Below are 17848 nucleotides of genomic sequence, written 5' to 3'. Positions count from 1 at the left end.
CTGCTGATTGGTGTGCCCCTGGGCGACCAGGTCGAGGACCTCGCGCTCGCGCGGGCTCAGCAGGCTCGCCGCGCCGCCTCCGCTCCCGCGGCCTCCAACAGGCTTGCGCCCGTAGGCCGACTGGACCAGCAGCGCGGCGAGAGCCGGATCGACGACCGTGCGCCCCCGGTGGACGGTCCGGATCGCCGACAGGAGCTCGGCGTCCGCCGCGCTCTTGACGACGTAGCCGGAGCTCCCGGCGGCGAGCGCGGCGCGCAGGTAGGCCGGCCCGTCGTGCATGGTGAGGACGAGCACCCGCGTCCGCGGCGATTCCTGCCGGATGCGCTCGATGGCCTTGAGGCCGCCGCTCCCCGGCATGGTGAGGTCGACCAGGGCCACGTCCGGCCGGGTCTCGACGACGGCCCGCACGGCCTCGTCGCCGTCGGCCGCCTCCCCCACGACCTCCATGTCGGGCTGGGCGCCGAGCAGCATCCGGAGCCCGGCCCGCAGGACGGCGTGGTCATCGGCGATGAAGACCCGGATCCGGGTCATGTCGTTCCCGTGAGATGCTCCCGGGGTGGTTCGGAGGCGAGCGGGACCCGGACGTAGACCGTCGTGCCCTCGCCGGGCGTCGATTCGATCGTGACGGACCCCTCCAGGAGCGCGGCACGCTCGCGCATCCCGTGGAGTCCCAGCCGGCCCGCGGCGCCCGCCGCCCGAAGGGCGGCCTCCACATCGAAGCCGCAGCCGTCGTCGGCCACGATCACCTGCACCCAGGCCGGATGCCGCTGGATGACGACGCTCACCTTCTGCGCCCGGGCGTGCCGGGCGGCATTGGTGAGGGCTTCCTGGAGGATGCGGTAGAGCGCCCGCTCGACGGGCGCCGGCAGGCGCTGGCCATCGAGCCCCCAGGCCTCGACGTCCACCACGATGCCGTGAGCCTGCGTGTACTCGGCCGCATGGTGCTCGAGCGCGGCGACCAGCCCGAGCTCGTCGAGCGCGCTCGGATGGAGGCCCCAGGCGAGGCGCCGCACTTCGGCCAGCGTGCGGGCGGTGATCTCCCGGAGCTCCGCCGCGCGGACTCGCGCGGCCTCGAGCGTGTCGGCATCGTGGACGGTGCGGAGCCCGACCAGGAGCGAGGTGAGGGACTGGCCCGTCTCGTCGTGCAGCTCGCGGGCAACCCGACGCCGCTCCTCTTCCTGGGCGGCGATCACCTGGTCGAGGAGACGCGCGCGGGTCGACGCCGCCCGCCGTCGCTCGGTCAGATCATGGCTGATCACGGAGAAGCCGAGGAGCCGCCCGGCGCCGTCGCGCATGGCCGTGACCAGCACACTCGCCCAGAAGCGCGAGCCGTCCTTCCGGACCCGCCAGCCCTCCTCTTCCCACCGGCCTTCGGCGGCCGCCCCGGCCAGCGCCCGCTCGGCGGCGCCTCGCCGGACCTCGTCGTCCGGATAGAACCGCGCGAACGGCTGCCCCATGATCTCGTCGTCCCGGTAGCCCTTCATGCGCTCGGCGCCGGCGTTCCAGCTCGCTATCCGGTACTCGCGGTCGACCAAGTAGGCGGCGTAGTCGGGCACGCCGTCGACCAGCAGCCGGAAGCGCCGCTCGGCCGCTTCGGCGGCGGCGCGCGCCCGCTCGGCCGCTTCGTAGAGCCGGGCGTGGTCGATGGCGAGGGCGATCCGGTCGGCGACCAGACGCAGGAGCCGGGTGTCGTCGTCCGTGAACGAGCGAGGCCGCAGCGTCCCGACATGAACGACCCCGATGACCCGACCCTCGACCATGAGGGGGACGCCGAGGAGCGACTGGAGCCCCTTGGCGCGGAGGACCGGGCTCGAGATCTCGACCTGAGACAGGTTCTCCAGGATGATCGGCTCGCGGCGGGCGGCGATCTGGCCGGCGATGCCGCGGCCGACCGGGATCCGGACGCCCTCCCGGACCTCCTGCTCGAGCCCATAGGCGGCCCGCACGAGGAGCTCCTGCTCGTCCTCGCTGAGCAGCAGGATCACCACCGTGTCCGCCGGCAGCGTCTGCCGGATCCGCCGGATCAGCTCCGGCAGGAGATCGTCGAGGCGCAGGTGGGCGAGGGCGGCGTCGGTCACCTGCTGGAGGTCCTGGATCCGGCGGGCGGCGGTCTCGACCTCGGCCCGCGCCGCCTCGGTCCGGGCGACGAGGGCTTCGGCCCGCGCCTGGGACGCGCGCAGGGCTCCGGTGAGGCCGCTGACCACCAGGGCTTCCACGAGGAACACGCCGAGCCGGACCCACGTGTTCCAGCTGAGCTCCCCGAGCGGCGTCGCCGGGACAAAGAAGGAGAAGCCGGTCGCGATGCCCAGGGCGGTGGCCAGCAGCCCCGGCCCCAGGCCGCCGTACCAGGCGCTGAGCATGACGGCGCCCAGGAAGAGCGGGAACTCCGTCGGGTCGATGAGCGGCTCGAGCAGGCGCGAGAGGAGGAAGGCGGCCACGCTCGCCCCCACCGCCAGGCCGTAAGGCTGGAGCCGCCCGAATCTCATGAAGCGCCGGGCGCCGGTCGCGGACGGAACAGCGGGCAGTCGAGCACCCCCGCCCGGTGGGCCACGAACTGGAAGAGGACCCGGAGGGTCGCGAGCCCGTAGACGACGCTCCGGCGGAAGCCGATCGAGGACGCCTCCGCGAAGTACCGCGCGGGAACCGGGCAATCGCCGATCCGGAATCCGAAGTGGGCGGCCTGGACGAGCATCTCGGAATCGAAGACGAAGTCGTCCGAGTTCCGCTCGAAGGGGACCGTCTCCAGCACCGTGCGGGCATAGACGCGGAAGCCGGAGTGGAAGTCGCCGAGGTTCTGGCCGAGCACGAGATTCTCGGTGATGGTGAGGGCCCGGTTGGCGAAGTACTTCCAGACCGGCATGTGGCCGGCCAGGGCCTCCGCCCGGCTCCGGACCCGGGAGCCCAGGACGAGGTCGCAGATCCCGAGCTCGACGAAGCCGACGAGGAGCGGGAGCAGGCGGGCGTCGTACTGGTAGTCGGGATGGATCATGGCGATGATGTCGGCCTTGCGTTCGAGGGCGGCCCGGTAGCAGGTCTTCTGGTTCGCGCCGTAGCCGCGGTTCTCGGAATGCACGATCACGGTCAGACCGAGGTCGCGGGCGATCTCGACCGTGCGGTCACGGCTGGCGTCATCCACCAGGATGACCTCGTCCACCATGTCCCGGGGGAGATCGCGCCAGGTCCGCTCGAGGGTGGCCTCGGCGTTGTACGCGGGCATGACGACCACGACACTCTGCCCCACGATTCCTCCCGGCCTCGTCGTCAGCCGATCATACCACGCGGCGACGATGGCCCGGCCTCGGCCGGCCGCGCGCGTTACGCCAGTCCCCGGGTCCGCAGCTCCTCGGTGGCCTCCTCGACGCGGTCGACCGCGGGCTCGTCCCGGCTCCAGGCGACGAGCTCTCGGAGCCCCTCGCGGAGCGTCACTTGCGGCTCGTAGCCCAGGTCGCGCCGGATGCGCCCGATGTCGGCGAAGCAGTGGCGGATGTCGCCGGCGCGGAACCGGTGGGTGATCTCGGGTGGGATGGCGACCCCCAGGAGCTCGGCCAGGACCTCGGCGATCTGGCGCACCGTGACCGGCGCCCCGGTCCCCACGTTGTAGATCCCTCCGTTCGCCTCGTCCCGGTCGAGGGCCAGCAGGATGCCGCGCACGAGGTCGTGAACCGACACGAAGTCGCGGCTCTGCTCGCCGTCCTCGAAGACGAGCGGAGGGCGCCCGTTCCGCAGCCGGCTCATGAAGATGGCCGCCACCCCGGTGTAGGGATTGGACAGGGACTGGCGGGGACCGTACACGTTGAAGAAGCGCAGGGCGACCGTGGGAATCCCGTAGGCCCGGCCGATCGCCAGCGCCAGCTCCTCCTGGAGACGCTTGGTGATGGCGTAGACGGAGGTGGCGCGGGCCGGCTTGGACTCCCCCGTAGGCACCGGGACGAGCCGCTCGCCACAGCTCGGGCACGCGATCTCCCAGCGGCGGGCGGCGGCCGCCGCCGCGAACCGCTCATCGTCTGACACGGGCCCGCAGGCCGGACAGACGTAGCTCCCCTCTCCGTAGAGGCTCATCGACGAGGCGACGACCAGCTTCTGGACCGCGTCCCGGCCCTTGATCACCTCGTCGAGCAGCACCGCCGTCCCGCGGCCGTTGTGATCGACGTAGCGGTCCACCTGATACATGGACTGCCCCACCCCGACCACGGCCGCCAGGTGGAGCACGCCGTCCATCCCGGCCAGGGCCCGCTGGACCGTCGGGGCGTCCCGGACGTCGCCGCGGTGGAGCTCCGCCTCGGGGTGGAGATACCGGGGGGCCGCCCCGCCGGGATGCACCTGGGAGTCGAGGCTATCGAGGATCCGCACCCGATCGCCTCGCGCCACCAGGGCGTCGACGACGAAGCTCCCGATGAACCCCGCCCCGCCGGTGACCAGCACGTTCACGGCCTTGCCTCCCGTCGCAGGCCCACGGCCCAAGTATAGGCCCCCGGGCGCGGGACCCCTCGATTTCCATGGCCCGGGGGAACCCTGATATAATCCCCGCCCAGGGGGGGAGCCGGGATGGACTACATCGACGAGGAGCGTCTGCGCGAGACGCTCGCGGGCGCTCCCGCCGCCTACCAGGCGGCGTCGCCGTTTCCCCACATCGTCATCGACGGCTTCCTGAAGGCCGAGGTGGCCGCCGCCCTCGAGGCGCAGTTCCCGAAAGTCGATCACACCCTGTGGAAGCACCACCTCCACCTGAACTCGCATAAGTTCGCCTGCAACACGCTCGGCGCCTTGCCCGAGCTCTTTCAGGCCGTGATCCGGGAGCTGAACTCGCCGCCCCTGCTCGAGTACCTGGAGGCGCTGACGGGCATCGCGGGCCTCTCGGCCGACGGTGAGCTGGAGGGCGGCGGGCTCCACCAGATCGTGCCGGGCGGGTACCTGAGGGTCCACGCGGACTTCAACTACCATCCCGCCACCGGCTATCACCGGCGGCTCAACCTCCTCCTCTACCTGAACCGCGAGTGGCGGGGCGAGTGGGACGGGAACCTCGAGCTGTGGCGTCCCGACATGTCGGGCTGCGGGAAGAGCGTCGTCCCGGCGCTGAATCGTTGCGTCATCTTCAGCACCACCGACGTCGCCTTTCACGGCCACCCGCGGCCGCTCAAGTGCCCGCCGACGATGAGCCGGAAGTCGGTGGCGCTCTACTACTACACGGCGGAGCGACCCCTCGAGGAGGTGAGCCGTCCCCACAGCACGCTCTACCGGCGGGCGACGTCCGACGCCAGGCTGGCCGAGCGGGCGAAGGTGCTGGGGGCGCTGCTCTTCTCAGGCGCCCTCTACAAGACGGTGAAGTGGCACCTGATGGAGTACCTGAGCGACCTCCTCGAGAAGTTCTGACCCCGATACTAGCCCTGAACGACGAATACAGTACCCGCGCCAGCGCTCCGATAGCCGCTCCTACTCCGCTCCCTCTCCCTTCCAGGGCCCGCTTCGCGTATTCGCCGATTGGGGCTAGCAGGGTGTCGGAGTAACCCGGCGCCGACCACCGAGCGCCGACCACCGAGCGCCTGGTGGGTCGAGGAGTGCTCCGAGCGGCGGCTTCGCCGCCGCCACGAACGGGGGGGGCATCGGGGGGGTCTTCCGAGACCCCCCCGAAAAGACTACCGAGCGCCTGGTGGGTCGAGGAGTGCTCCGAGCGGCGGCTTCGCCGCCGCCACGACCGGGGGGCATCGGGGGGGTCTTCCGAGACCCCCCGAAATGACTTAGCGGCGGGGCCGCACCCAGAGGTCGGGCCACTGGTCGTTCGCCTCGTGGTGCGTCAGGCGGACGATTTCGGTCGGCGGGGTGCCGATCTCCCAGACGAAGATCTCGTAGTCGGCGCGGTCGTGCTCGTGCCCTTCGGCCGCCGCCCCCCAGACGAGCCAGTGGCCGTCGTTGGCGAGCTTGGGGAAGTACTCGTGGCTGTAGGCGCCCGGCAGGTCCATGAACACGCGCCGGTCGCTTCCGTCCGGCCGGCCCGTCATCACGCGGGTGCCGCCATGCCCTTCGATCTCGATCCACACCAGGCTCTGCCCGTCGGGCGCCCACGTGGGCTGGCACGCCTGCACCTTGGTCAGCGGCGCAAGCGTCCCCCCTTTGAGGTCGTAGACGGCCGCCCCGGAAAACGGCCCCCGGAGCCCGAACGCGAGCCGCGTGCCGTCCGGCCCCAGCTCGAAGTCGCCGATCTCGGTGACCCCGGGAACGTGCTTCTTCGCCTCGAAGATCAGCGTCTCCTGCCGGCTGTCGAGGTCGTAGCGGAAGACCTGCATCTCACGGTGGAAGATCACCGCCCGCCCGTCGGCCGTCCAGGTCGGATGGTATCCGCTTCGGGCGATCCGCTCCTCGCCCGTCCCGTCCACGTTGATCAGCATCACGTCCCAGGCCGTCGACTCGCGGAAGCTCACCCACTCCCGCTGGCTTCGGAGGAACACGATGCGCCGCCCGTCGGGGGAGAAGCGGCTGAAGAAGTCGACGTTCGGATGGTTGGTGAGGCGCCGGACCGCCTGCTCCCCCAGATCGAGCAGGTAGAGCTCATGGTTCCCGCTCCGGTTCGACGACCAGACGATGAGCCCGTCGAGCCGCCGCCCCAGTGCCCGCGCCGCCTCCCGCTCCGGGCCCGTCAGCCCGTCGAGCCGCTGGCGCTTCGGCGTGCGCGGCGGGAAGACGCGCGTCCAGAGCCGCTCCGGAAGCTGGGCGACCTCGGCCAGGGGCTTGGGGAGGTCGTGGGCCACCCGCGGCAGCGCCGCGACCGCCCCGGCCCCGAGGAGGAGACCGAGGGCGCCTCCGATGACGACTTTGCGCAGCATCACCTCGCCCCAGTATACCGCCCGGCCCAGGGCGCCATGATCCACGAGAGCGCCAGGAGGCCGAGGCTGTAATCGTGAATCTGCGACAGCCCGTGGAACGCCGTGGCGGCCAGCGTCGCCAGCTCGCGCCCGAACCCCAGCCACTGCTCGAAGCCGAGCGCGCCGACGGCTTCGTAGGGGCCCAGGCTCGCGATCGTCGGCAGCGGCAGCGAGGCCGCCAGCTCGGCCCCGGCCACGCTCAGGAAGACCCGGAGAAAGTCGAGGCTCCACCACGCATGTCCCTGGCCGACCAGGAGCGCCTGGAGGAGACAGTAGTAGGCGCCGTACTTGGCCACCCGCAAGAGCAGCGACAGCCCGAAGGCCGGCACCAGCACCCGGCGGACGTCGAGCTGGCGGACCTCGGCGGCCGCGCGCTTGAGCGGCGTCGCGGCACGCGCCAGAAGGCCCGGCAGGCGGGCGGCGACGTTGGCCGCCACCCGGAGCACCGGGGCGAGCACCAGCAACGCCGCCATGGCGCCCACCAGGATGACCAGGCTCCCGCCCACCAGCACGAGCGGCGGGAGCGGCCCCGTCCCCGCCAGCAAGACGGCCAGGAGCAGCAGCGGGGCGAGGGCCAGGGTGTCCAGGACGAAGGAGAGCGCGAACGACGCGATTGCCGCCTCCGCCGGGAGCCCGAGCCGGGCCGTCACCAGATAGAGGTAGCTCGCCGCCGCCCCGGCCCGCGCCGGCACCAGGTCCACGAAGAGGTTGCGGACGAGGGTGACGAGCGTGAGTGGCCAGAGAGGCGCCCGCCGCTCCAGGAGGATCCAGTAGCGGAGCGCGCGCAGGACGAGGGCCACGAGGGACACCAGGACGAAGGCCGCCACGCCTGGAAGCGAGATGGCGCTCACCATCGGGCCGATGGCCCGGGGGTCGACGTCTCGGGATACGAAGAGATAGGCGAGGAGCCCGCCCGAGACCAGCAGGGCGGCGCCCCACCGGGCGAGGGCTCCGGGACTCCACTTGGCAGCCGGCGGTGGGTACTCGCCCGGCGGCGGCCCACCCACTCCCCTTCCGTACCGCGCCGCCGGTGGCGGCGGTGCCGACACCGTCATCCTGGCTCTCGGCGGTCGCGGATCACCCGCGCGGGCGCCCCGGCCGCCACCGCGAACGGCGGGACGTCCTGCGTGACGACGGCATGGGCGCCGACGACCGCGTCGTGACCCACACCGACCCCGTCGAGGATGACCGCCCCCGCGCCCAGCCAGACGCCGCTTCCGATTTCGATGCCCTTCGAGGGGCGGCCCTGCCGGATCACCGGCACGTCCGTGCGATCGAAGTCGTGGCCTCCGCCCACCACGTAGCAGTAGGCCGCCAGTAACGTGTCGGCGCCGATCCGGACGGAGGAGGCCGAGAACACCGCGCAGTGATAGGAGATGTTGACACCGTCCTCGAGCACGATGTCGCCATCCTTGCAGGTGAGAATGGTGTTTCGACCCAGGAAGACGCGGCGCCCGATCCGGATCCCCTCGTTGGCGGTCCCCTTGGCGTCGAGCACGCAGCCGTCGTCCACGGCCACGTCGTCGCCGATGCGGATCTTCCGCGGATGGCGGAGCGTCACGTTGACCCCGAAGGAGACGTTCCGGCCGCAGGCCCCGAGCAGGCGCGGATACAGCCGGGAGCGCAGGAGGAGCCCGAGGGCCCCGGGAACCCAGGAGGCCAGGAGCATCACCGTCTCGTAGCGCACCAGGGGCCACCAGCCGCGCTCACCGACGAACAGGTCCATGTAGCGCTGCCCGGCTGAGCGCCGGTCGTCGAAGAGGGCCCGGGGAACATCCGAGAGCCGCTCGTCCCGTGGCTCCGTCATCAGGACCTCACGCGCCCGCGCTCAGGGCAGGCGCTCCCGCGGATGCACCGCCACCGGCGCCGCCGCCGGGAACAGGTAGGCGATGGCACCCGGGATCAGCGACAGGAGAACGAGCGCCTCGGCCAGCACCGCGATCGAGAACGCCTCGGTGCGGCCCAGGCCGAGGAGCGTCGCGAGGTACACGAAGGACACCTCGAGGACCCCCAGGCCGCCCAGGCTCACCGGCAGCCGCGCCACCAGGAAGACGAGGGGGATCGTCGCGATGTAGAAGGTCCACCCGGGATCCAGGCCGATGGCCCGACCCGTGAGGTAGTGGTAGGCGACCGGGATGCAGCCCTCCAGCAGCGTGAGGCCGAAGAACACCAGCACGAGCCCCGGGGCGCTCGCGTAGCTGGCGTAGGCCTCGGCCAGTGCCCGGCAGATTTTCCGCCATCCGCCACCCGGCCCCATGCGCCGCGCGGTCCAGGCCGCCCCCCGGAACGACAACGGGAAGGCCAAAAACGCCGCGACCACCGCGCCGACCACCGCCCACCGCTCCGCCGGGCCGATCTCGGCGCCGAGGCCGAGCGCGATCAGCGTGCCGAGCGAGATCGTGGCCAGCACGGCCTGGGCGAGCGCGCCCACCGCGCGTTCCAGCACCACGGAGGCGACGAGCCCGGGCGTACGGCCTTCCCCGGCCAGAGCGGCAACCCGCACCGCGTCCGCTCCCACCGTCATCGGCAGGAACCAGCCGGCGAACGACGCCACGTAGTAGGCGCGGATCGCTGCCCAGAGGCTCACCGCCGCCGCGCGCCCGCGGACGAGGAGCCACCATTTCCAGGCCATGAGCAGGCGGTCGGCGGTGAGGAGGGCGACGATCAGGAGGAGAAGCGGCGGCTCGGCCCCGGCCAGCCGCTGGACCAGGGCGGCGCGATCGATGAAGAGGAAGAGGAGCACCAGGAGCCCAACGCTGATCGCGACCCGAAGGAGGAACCACCCGGGGCCGCCTTTGGCCACTGCCGGCCTAGCTCCTCGGAGGGGGCCTCGACGGCCCCCTCCGAGGCCTCCCCCAGGAAGGTGGCGCGGGCAAAGCCCGCGCTCGGAGCTCTCCTCCGCACATGCCATGGCGGCCGCATACGTCGAGGGCCGGCGACGACCGAGGACGACGGGATGCGACGGTTATCGGCACGGCGCTACACTCCCTCGATGAACCGCCGGTGCCACAGCGCCAGATTGACGAGCGCCCACAAGGTGTGGTTGTGGTTGGCGCGGCGCGCGAGGTGCTCGGCCATCATCCAGTTCACGCCGTCGCGGTCGAAGTATGCTCGGATGACCTCCGAGCCGTTCAGCAGTCGGATCGTGTAGTCGCGGAGCTCCTGCCGGAGCCACTGCTTGAGAGGCAGGCTGTATCCCTGCTTGCCGCGGGTCAGGATCCGGGGCGGCAGGACGCCGCGGAGCGCCTTGCGGTAGATGGCCCGCGTCCGGAAGCCGGGGAACTTGAGCCGCGGCGGAATCGTGGCGGCGAGCTCGACGAGATGATGGTCCAGGAGCGGCACCCGGACCTCCAGCGCGTGGGCCATGGACATCTTGTCGACCTTCATGAGGACCGAGTCGGGCATCGTGAAGCGCGTGTCCACGAAGATTTCCCGGTCCAGCCGCCGCGGCGAGTTGCACCGCTCGCGGGCCCGCCGAATGGGCGCGAACCGGTCGCGGTCGACCGAGCGGAGCACGGTCTCCCGGAAGAGGCGCGCGTCGAGCTCCGGCGATCCGAAGTACTGCCAGCGCATGTGGCCGCCCTCCGGGTCGAGCCGCGCGCCCTCGATGAAGCGCCGGAGGACGACCAGCGGGCCTTTCTTCTGCTCCTGGTCGGGCAGGCGCGTCACCAGGGGCTCGATGATCCCGCGGCGAAGCGGTCGGGGCAGGAGCCGGTAGAGCGGCTCGGCCTTGGAGGCCACGAAGCGGTCGTAGCCGACGAACACCTCGTCGCCCCCTTCCCCCGACAGGCAGACGGTGACGTCCCGGCGCGCCTCCTGGCAGAGCAGGAAGAGCGGGAGGGCCGAGAGATCGGTCATCGGCTCGTCCAGGTGCCAGACCGCCTCCTCGATGACCGCCGGCGTGATCGGGGCGATGGTGATTTCTCGGTGTTCCGTGCCGTAGTAGCGCGCGGCCTCCCGCGCGTACTCCCACTCGCTGAACGACGGATCCGCGTAGCCGATCGTGAAGGTCGGCAGCGGCCCCGAGGTGGCTTCGCGCGCGAAGGCCAGGACCGCGGTGGAGTCGAGGCCGCCGGACAGGAAGACGCCCTCCGGCACGTCGGACATCATCCAGGCATGGACCGCGTCGCGGCACGCGTCGCGGACACGGCGCTCGAGGGCCTCCGGGTCGAGGGCGGTGTCGAAGAACCGGAGCTCCCAGTAGGGCTGGACCTCGAGCCGACCGTCGCGCGCCACCAGGATGGACCCGGGCGGGAGCTTCGTGATTCCCTGGAACATGGTGGCCGGCCCCGGCACGAATTCGTACCCGAGGTAGTGGTAGGCGGACTGGAGATCCATCGCCCGGGGGACGTCCGCGTGCTCGAGGATCGCCTTGATCTCGGAGCCGAAGACGAGCCGGTCGGGCCGCTCCACGTAGTAGAGCGGCTTGATCCCGATCCGATCGCGGGCGAGCACGAGCTGCCGCCGCGGTCCGTCCCACAGGCCGAAGGCGAAGAAGCCGCGGAAGCGCTCGACGCACCGGGGTCCCCACGCCTCGTAGGCGTGGACCACGACCTCGCTGTCGCAGCGGCCCCGGAACTTGTGCCCGAGCACCTCGAGCTCTCGCCGGAGCGCCTCGTGGTTGAACATCTCGCCGTTGTAGACGAGCTGGATCGAGCCGTCCTCGTTGGCGATCGGCTGGGAGCCCGCCGGCGAGAGGTCGATGATCTTGAGTCGCCGCGCCACCAGGCCGACCGGTCCGTCCTGGTAGATCCCGCCCTGGTCGGGTCCCCGGTGCTCGATGACCTTCCCCATGGCCTCCAGGAGATGGCCGGGGACCGTGTGCCCTTCGCGGTACTCGAGGACGCCGGCGATCCCGCACATATCTTCGGAAGGGGGGCTACGCCCCCCTCCGACGGCCCTCCCGGCAGTCGCCGGAGCCGTTCTGATCGACGAGCGGCCGGGACAGGGTCCCGGCCGTGGCGGCGAACGGTTCGGGCCTGCCTCCCCCCAGCCTAGGACAGCTGATCAGACCGGCCGTCCTTGACGAATCCATCAGATATAGCCGTGATCCCGGTACCACGCCGCCGTGCGTCGAAGCCCCTCGGCCAGCGGGACCTGGGGGACGAAGCCGAGCTCTCGGCGCGCCTTGTCTATGCTGAAGGCCCGGGTCTGCCGGAACCATTCGGCCCGGCGGCGGAACAACGGGGGCTCGACGCCGAGCGGCCGGCACACGGCCTCGCAGAGCGCCGAAGCCATCCAGAGCGGGGCGTAGGGCAGGTACACGATCTTGACGTCGACCCCGAGGCTCGCGCCGGTCTCCCGCACCAGCTCGTTCAGCGACACGTAGCGGTCGTCTCCGATGAGGTAGGTCTCCCCGACCGCCTTCGGTCCCTCGGCGGCCAGCTCGAAGGCGTCCACCAGGTTGTCGATGTAGCAGGGGTGGTAGAAGACCTCGCCGTCGCCGAACATGAGAAACCGTCCCCGGCGGACCGCGCGGAACAGCATCAGAAAGCGCCCGGGATCGCCCGGCCCGTAGATGCCCATGGGGCGGATCACGGTCGCCTCGAGCCCGTGCCGAGCCACTTCCCACAGGGCGACCTCTCCTTCGTACTTCGTCTGCTGGTAGTAGTCCTCGGGCGCGATCGGCGAGCCCTCGTGGCCGGGGACGTCCTTGATGTGACCGTGGACGCCCTGCGTCGAACAGTAAACCAGGCGCCGGACATGATGACGCAGGCAGGCCTCGGCGATGTGGCGGGTGCCCTGGGCGTTGATCTCCCAGTAGGCGCGCTTGGGCAGGTTGATCTGACGGAAGGCCGCGGCGAGGTGGAACACCAGATCGGTGCCGGCGACCAGCCGGTCCACCAACGCGGCGTCCGTCACGCTGCCGAGCGTGATCTGCGCGCCGGCCCGGCTGAGCTCATCGTGCGCGAGTCCTCGGGCGGCGTCCAGGACCCGCACCTCGTGACCTCGCTCGAGCAGACGGCGGACCAGGTGGCTTCCGGTGAACCCGGTGCCGCCCGTGACGAGCGTGCGCATGCGCCGAGTATAGCAGAGTCCAGAATCGGACAAGACAAGAGGCGGCTGCCCGCTCGCGCTGCGCTCGCCTACTCGGCGGCGAAGACCGCCAGCTCGTCGATGGCCCAGTCGAATGCGGGATCGACGCGCGTGAGCGTGAGCCGGAGCGCCCGGAGCGTCATTGGGGCGAAGTCCAGGCGAAGCGCCTCGGCCCGGTCGCGAAGGAGCGTGATGCCGCCCCACCGGAGCAATCCCTCGGTGTGCGTCTCGACACCGATGGGCCGCCAGGTCACGCCGTCGGTCGAGCCTTCGAGGTCCACGCCGCGGGGCGTGTCGGCCGCCGACGCGGTCCACAGGCGCACCGCCCGCACCAGGTGGGGTCGCGCGAGATCGATCCGCACCCAGTCACCCGGTGTCTGCGGATGCCCGCTCGCCCAGCCGGTGCGCGGATCGCCGTCCACGGCGCGCGGGGCCTGATCGGGATTGCGCGAGGCGGTCGCGCGGAGAGCCGATACCGGCAGCGGCGTCCCCGGCCGCGGCGGCGGGGCGGCATGCGTGAACAAGGTGAGACCTCCGATCGAGCGTGACCGGAACCCGAGGCCGCCGGCCCGCGCCATGGCCGTGAAGCCTTCCACGTCGGCCGGCTCGAGGAGCGCGCCGGACCTCGAATCCCAGCGGACCGGCGGCGCCATGAGGTCGGCGGCGGCTCCGTCGAACCCGTACGCGTCGAGGTGGAGATTCGCCGGCACGATCCGGATCTCCGGGTCGGCCAGGGCGACGCGGCTCCCCCACCCGTGATCGGCGTAGAGGCGCGTCACCCCCGCCGCGCCGATCGCGCGGGCCAGCGTCGCGTCGTCCACCGGCCGCGCGGCCGGCGCGACCGGACACGCCGCGTAGGCGAAGAGCTCGCGGATGGTCCAGGGCCAGCGCGGGTTCCGGCCGGTCTGGGTGATCCGGAGGTAGCGCGCCGGCGTCGGCGGCGTCCGGAGCTCCACGCGCCCGCTTCGCACGCGGCCCATCGGGCGGCCCGCCGACCAGTAGAGCGGCCCGAAGTACCGCGGCACCTCGAGGAGACGCTGCCACGCGCGGCCGTCGAGCGACGCCTCGAGCCGGAGGCCGGTGGGCACTTCCTGGTATGTGCCCGGCAGCCAGCGCACCATCGCGATGGGCTCCGGCCGTCCGAGGTCGAGCTGGATCCATTCGCCGCCGGCCTGGGGCCGGACAGTGCTCCAGAGCGTCGCCGCGTCGCGGTCGAGGATCCGGTCGGCGACCGCCGGGCCCTCGCTGGCGGTGGCGCGGAGCCGCCCGGGGTCGAGCTCCCGCAGCGCCTGTTCCGGCAGCTCGAAGTCCACGTACGCCTGCGCGTAGGGGCCCAGCTCGCGGTAGGCGAAGCGGACTCCCAGCGCCCGGAGGTTCTCCTCGAACAGGGCCGAGCGGCCTCCCAGCCACCAGCCCGGCGCCGGGGCGCCGTCGACGGCGAGGGCGTAGCGCGGATAGATCTCCTCGTAGGGACTCGAGAAGATGACGCGCTCGCGGGAGGTGAAGGTGAGGATCCGCAGCCCGAAGTCGGGCGCGTAGAGGCGACGCAGCTCGGCCCGCTCGAGGGAGGCGATCGTCGCCCGCCGGCTCACGACGTCGGCGTTGACCGCCGCGCCCATCTCGGGCATGAACACGCGAAGGGAGCCGGTCGCCGCGTCGATGGCGTGGATCGCCAGCAAGGCCGTCACCATGGCGGCGGCCGCCCGGGTGGCCGCCAGGCTCGCCAGCCAGCGGCCGACCAGGATCGGGAGGGCCGTGTAGAGAGGAAGCAGGTAGCGCGGATCGCCCTCGAGGCTCTCGCCGTACTCCGTGCCCACCGCCACCCCCACGCTCACCACGACCAGCGCGACGAGAGCGAGGCTCAGGCTGCGGCCGGCCGGGCCGGCGCGCCGGATCGCGCGGATGGTCGAGATCACGGCCGCGCCGTACAGGAGGCCAAGGGCCAGCGACAGCGCGCCTCTCGCCAGGCCAAGGCCGATCGCGGCCTCGCCGACGCTGTCCCGCAGCGGGCGGGGAACCCCGGCCAGCGTGGGCCAGGCTACCCGCGCGAATGCGAGGGCGTGGGCCAGCAGCTCGGGAGCGCTGATGCGATCGCCGGCCGGGGGAAAGGCCGTGTCGTGCGGAAGGCCATAGAGCCAGTGCGGCAGGCTCCCCAGGACGAAGGTCGGGAGCGCCACCAGGGCGACCGGGACCATCCGCAGCCGGACGCCCCGGGTCAGCAGGAGGACGGCCACCGCCGGGAAGAAGACGAGCGACAGGAAGTTCGTCCAGAAGGCGAGGCCGAGGACGAAGCCGAGAAGACCGGCGCCGAGCGCGGCGCGGCGCGGGGGCCTCAGGGGCGCGCGCAGAGCGACGAGCAGGGCCAGCGTGCCCAGCGCCATCGAGAGCAGGTAGTGCGGACGCGCCTCGTGAGACCAGTAGAGGAGGTAGTCGGGGGGGATCGCGAGGCAGAGCGCGGTGAAGAGGCCCGCGCGGGGGCCGAAGGCGTGCCAGGCGAGACCCACGACGAGGCCCAGCCAGAGAAGAGACTGCAGCACCGCGACGAGCTCGAGCGTGAAGGCGGAGGCGCCGAGAAGGTAGTGGACGGGGGCGGCCAGATAGGCGTCGCCGAGCGCGCCCATGAACGCCTGGCCGAAGAAGTAGATCGGCAGCTCGCCGCGTAGGACGGCGAGTCCCATGATCCCGACGGTCGCCTCGTCGAACCACAGGCGCGGCCGCCACAGGAGAGCCAAGCGCACCGCCGCAGCCGAGAGGAGGACCGCCAGCAGGAAGCGCGCCGCCGGCGACAGCCGAGTCCGCTGAGCTGCCGACATGTGCGGGACCCGCACATTATAGGGGTATAATTGCGGCCGTGGAACCGAGCTCGCACCCGCGCCCGATGCGGCTCAGCGTGGTCATGCCCGTCTACAACGAGGCGCTCACGCTGCCGGAGATCCTGGATCGTGTCCAGGCCGTCTCGATCCCCAAGGAGATCGTGATCGTGGACGACGGCTCCACGGACGGGACCCGGGACTTCCTGCGCCGGCTCGAGTCGGAGCTCGAGGACGCCCGGCGGGGCGGCACCGTCGACGAGAAGAACGAGATCCGCATCTTCTATCAGGAGCCCAACCAGGGCAAGGGCGCCGCGCTCCGGCGGGGCTTCGCGGAGGCGAGCGGCGACATCATCCTGGTCCAGGACGCCGACCTCGAGTACGATCCGCGGGAGTACCCGAAGCTCGTCGGGCCCATCCTGGACGGGAAAGCCGACGCGGTCTACGGGTCCCGGTTCACCGGCTCCCCGCGCCGAGTCCTCTTCTTCTGGCACCATTTGGCCAACAAGTTCCTGACCCTGTGCTCGAATGCCGTCACCAACCTGAACCTCACCGACATGGAGACGGGGTACAAGGCCCTTCGGGCGGACTTCGTCAAAGGCCTGAGGATCCGCTCGAACCGCTTCGGCGTGGAGCCGGAGCTGACTGCCAAGCTCGCGAAGATGCGCGCGCGGATCTACGAGGTGCCGATCTCCTACGCCGGGCGCGGATACTGGGAGGGCAAGAAGATCCGCTGGACCGACGGGGTGGTGGCCCTGTGGACGATCCTGAAGTACGGCATCGTCGACGACCAGGACAACGCCGACGCGGGGTACCAGACCTTGCTCCGGCTGGGCCGCGCGGAGCGGTACAACCGCTGGATGTTCCGGCAGCTCGCCCCCCACCTCGGGAAGCGAGTCCTGGAAATCGGCTCCGGTATCGGGAACCTCACGCGGTACCTGGTCGGACGGGAGTTCGTGCTGGCCACCGACCTCAACCCGCGGTACCTCCGGATCCTGGCCAACACGTTCGAGCGCCACACCCGGGTCCACGTCCTCCCGCTGGACCTGGCCGACTTCGATCCCGCCGCGCTCGCGGCCTACCGGCTCGACACCATCGTGTGCCTCAACGTCCTCGAGCACATCGAGGACGACCGACAGGCGCTCCGGCGGCTCTTCGACATCCTGGTGCCGGGCGGACGGCTCCTCCTGCTCGTCCCCGCCCACCGGCGCCTCTATGGCGCCATCGACCGGTCGATCCACCACTACCGGCGATACGAGCGGAGCGAGCTGGTCGAGCGCTTGCAGGAGGCCGGCTTCCGGGCGGAGGACACGACCTTCTTCAACCGCCTGGGGGTGGCCGGGTGGTACCTCAACAGCGTCCTGCTCCGCCGGACCCGGGTGCCGGGGTTTCAGCTCCGGGTCCAGAACTTCCTGGTACCATTCCTCCGCGCGGAAGCGGCGCTGCGACTGCCCTTCGGACTGTCACTGATCGCGGTGGGCCGCAAGCCTTCGTAAGGATCATGGCGTCGCCCCTCGCCCACGCGCTCGTGGGAGCCGCCGTCTATGCCGTCATGGCGCCCCGCGGCGCACCCCTCCGCCGCGTCCTCCCGTGGGCGCTGGCGGCCCTGGCCGGCGCCGCCGCGGATCTGGACTTCGTGCCCGGCATCCTCGTCGGGGATCCCAGCCGCTACCACCACTGGGCCACGCACAGCCTGGCGGCGGCCCTCGTCTTCGCCTCCGTGGTCGGCCCCCTCGCCCCGGCTCGGCTCGGCACCCTCGGGCAGCGCACCGCCATCCTCGGCGTCGCCTACGCGTCGCACCTCGGGCTCGACCTCCTCACCATCGACCACACGCTGCCCCAGGGCATTCCGCTCTTCTGGCCGATCTCGACGGCGGTCTTCCTCGCCCCGGTGACGCCCTTCTGGGACCTCTACCACGGGCGGGGCTGGGCGGCGTTCGTCAACTGGCACAACGCCATCGCCGTGCTCATCGAGGCCGTGGTGGTCGGCGTCCCGGTGGTGGCGCTGTGCGTGTTCCGCCTCCGACGGGAGGGCCGGACCACGGTCGGGGCGCGCCGAGGATTCGCGAAGGACTCGATCGGGGACCTCGGCGGCCGGGGACGACGCGAGGCCGGGGGCTGATGCGCTGGAAGCTGTGGCTCGGC

At 71.7% G+C, this 17848-nt stretch carries 14 protein-coding genes; 3 read left to right on the top strand and 11 right to left on the bottom strand.

Annotated features, from left to right (window positions below; all coding sequences use genetic code 11):
* The 4 genes from VGW35_24785 to VGW35_24770 form a co-directional block, all read right to left on the bottom strand.
* On the bottom strand, positions 1–531 hold a 531-nt coding region (locus VGW35_24785), incomplete at its 3' end, for a response regulator transcription factor (protein ID HEV8310890.1).
* Complete coding sequence (locus VGW35_24780) at positions 528–2486, bottom strand: GAF domain-containing protein (GenBank protein ID HEV8310889.1); 1959 nt, start codon at positions 2484–2486, stop codon at positions 528–530. The genes VGW35_24780 and VGW35_24785, both read right to left, overlap by 4 nt.
* Complete coding sequence (locus VGW35_24775) at positions 2483–3241, bottom strand: glycosyltransferase family 2 protein (protein HEV8310888.1); 759 nt, start codon at positions 3239–3241, stop codon at positions 2483–2485. Before VGW35_24775 ends, VGW35_24780 begins: the two co-directional genes overlap by 4 nt.
* Before the next feature lie 74 nt (positions 3242–3315).
* A complete protein-coding gene (locus VGW35_24770; protein ID HEV8310887.1) occupies positions 3316–4428 on the bottom strand; it encodes an NAD-dependent epimerase/dehydratase family protein in 1113 nt (370 codons plus the stop codon).
* Positions 4429–4545: 117 nt separating this feature from the next.
* Between VGW35_24770 and VGW35_24765 the strand changes: the two genes are divergently transcribed.
* A complete protein-coding gene (locus VGW35_24765) occupies positions 4546–5370 on the top strand; it encodes a 2OG-Fe(II) oxygenase (GenBank protein ID HEV8310886.1) in 825 nt (274 codons plus the stop codon).
* Between the two features lie 365 nt (positions 5371–5735).
* Here the strand turns inward: VGW35_24765 and VGW35_24760 are convergent, their stop codons facing one another.
* The 7 genes from VGW35_24760 to VGW35_24730 all read right to left on the bottom strand — a co-directional run bounded on the left by VGW35_24760 (position 5736) and on the right by VGW35_24730 (position 15706).
* Positions 5736–6818, bottom strand: coding sequence for a hypothetical protein (locus VGW35_24760; GenBank protein HEV8310885.1), 1083 nt, complete (start codon positions 6816–6818; stop codon positions 5736–5738).
* Positions 6818–7912, bottom strand: a complete 1095-nt coding sequence (locus VGW35_24755) for a lysylphosphatidylglycerol synthase transmembrane domain-containing protein (GenBank protein HEV8310884.1) — start codon at positions 7910–7912, stop codon at positions 6818–6820. Before VGW35_24755 ends, VGW35_24760 begins: the two co-directional genes overlap by 1 nt.
* Complete coding sequence (locus VGW35_24750) at positions 7909–8664, bottom strand: acyltransferase (GenBank protein ID HEV8310883.1); 756 nt, start codon at positions 8662–8664, stop codon at positions 7909–7911. The genes VGW35_24755 and VGW35_24750 overlap by 4 nt, the downstream gene beginning before the upstream one ends.
* Positions 8665–8685: 21 nt before the next feature.
* On the bottom strand, positions 8686–9660 hold the full coding sequence (locus VGW35_24745) for a lysylphosphatidylglycerol synthase transmembrane domain-containing protein (protein ID HEV8310882.1): 975 nt from the start codon (positions 9658–9660) through the stop codon (positions 8686–8688).
* Between the two features lie 176 nt (positions 9661–9836).
* Positions 9837–11720, bottom strand: coding sequence for an asparagine synthase (glutamine-hydrolyzing) (gene asnB, locus VGW35_24740; GenBank protein ID HEV8310881.1), 1884 nt, complete (start codon positions 11718–11720; stop codon positions 9837–9839).
* A gap of 171 nt (positions 11721–11891) precedes the next feature.
* On the bottom strand, positions 11892–12875 hold the full coding sequence (locus VGW35_24735; GenBank protein HEV8310880.1) for an NAD-dependent epimerase/dehydratase family protein: 984 nt from the start codon (positions 12873–12875) through the stop codon (positions 11892–11894).
* Between the two features lie 68 nt (positions 12876–12943).
* Complete coding sequence (locus tag VGW35_24730) at positions 12944–15706, bottom strand: discoidin domain-containing protein (protein HEV8310879.1); 2763 nt, start codon at positions 15704–15706, stop codon at positions 12944–12946.
* A gap of 38 nt (positions 15707–15744) precedes the next feature.
* Between VGW35_24730 and VGW35_24725 the strand changes: the two genes are divergently transcribed.
* Together VGW35_24725 and VGW35_24720 are read left to right on the top strand one after the other, a co-directional pair.
* Positions 15745–17199, top strand: a complete 1455-nt coding sequence (locus tag VGW35_24725; protein ID HEV8310878.1) for a glycosyltransferase — start codon at positions 15745–15747, stop codon at positions 17197–17199.
* 5 nt (positions 17200–17204) lie between these two features.
* On the top strand, positions 17205–17825 hold the full coding sequence (locus VGW35_24720; GenBank protein ID HEV8310877.1) for a metal-dependent hydrolase: 621 nt from the start codon (positions 17205–17207) through the stop codon (positions 17823–17825).
* The last annotated feature ends 23 nt before the right edge of the window (positions 17826–17848 follow it).

It is taken from the genome of Candidatus Methylomirabilota bacterium (genome assembly GCA_036005065.1).
GTDB lineage: Bacteria > Methylomirabilota > Methylomirabilia > Rokubacteriales > DASRDR01 > DASYQW01.
Note: the sequence above shows the minus strand (reverse complement) of the source record. Positions and strands in the feature narration are given on the sequence as shown.

Excerpts from the sequence above, each read along its gene's own strand:
- VGW35_24755 (HEV8310884.1), bottom strand. The coding sequence starts at position 7,912 with ATGACGGTGTCGGCACCGCCGCCACCGGCGGCGCGGTACGGAAGGGGA.
- VGW35_24720 (HEV8310877.1), top strand. The coding sequence starts at position 17,205 with ATGGCGTCGCCCCTCGCCCACGCGCTCGTGGGAGCCGCCGTCTATGCC.
- VGW35_24765 (HEV8310886.1), top strand. The coding sequence starts at position 4,546 with ATGGACTACATCGACGAGGAGCGTCTGCGCGAGACGCTCGCGGGCGCT.
- asnB (HEV8310881.1), bottom strand. The coding sequence starts at position 11,720 with ATGTGCGGGATCGCCGGCGTCCTCGAGTACCGCGAAGGGCACACGGTC.
- VGW35_24780 (HEV8310889.1), bottom strand. The coding sequence starts at position 2,486 with ATGAGATTCGGGCGGCTCCAGCCTTACGGCCTGGCGGTGGGGGCGAGC.
- VGW35_24735 (HEV8310880.1), bottom strand. The coding sequence starts at position 12,875 with ATGCGCACGCTCGTCACGGGCGGCACCGGGTTCACCGGAAGCCACCTG.
- VGW35_24750 (HEV8310883.1), bottom strand. The coding sequence starts at position 8,664 with ATGACGGAGCCACGGGACGAGCGGCTCTCGGATGTTCCCCGGGCCCTC.
- VGW35_24730 (HEV8310879.1), bottom strand. The coding sequence starts at position 15,706 with ATGTCGGCAGCTCAGCGGACTCGGCTGTCGCCGGCGGCGCGCTTCCTG.
- VGW35_24760 (HEV8310885.1), bottom strand. The coding sequence starts at position 6,818 with ATGCTGCGCAAAGTCGTCATCGGAGGCGCCCTCGGTCTCCTCCTCGGG.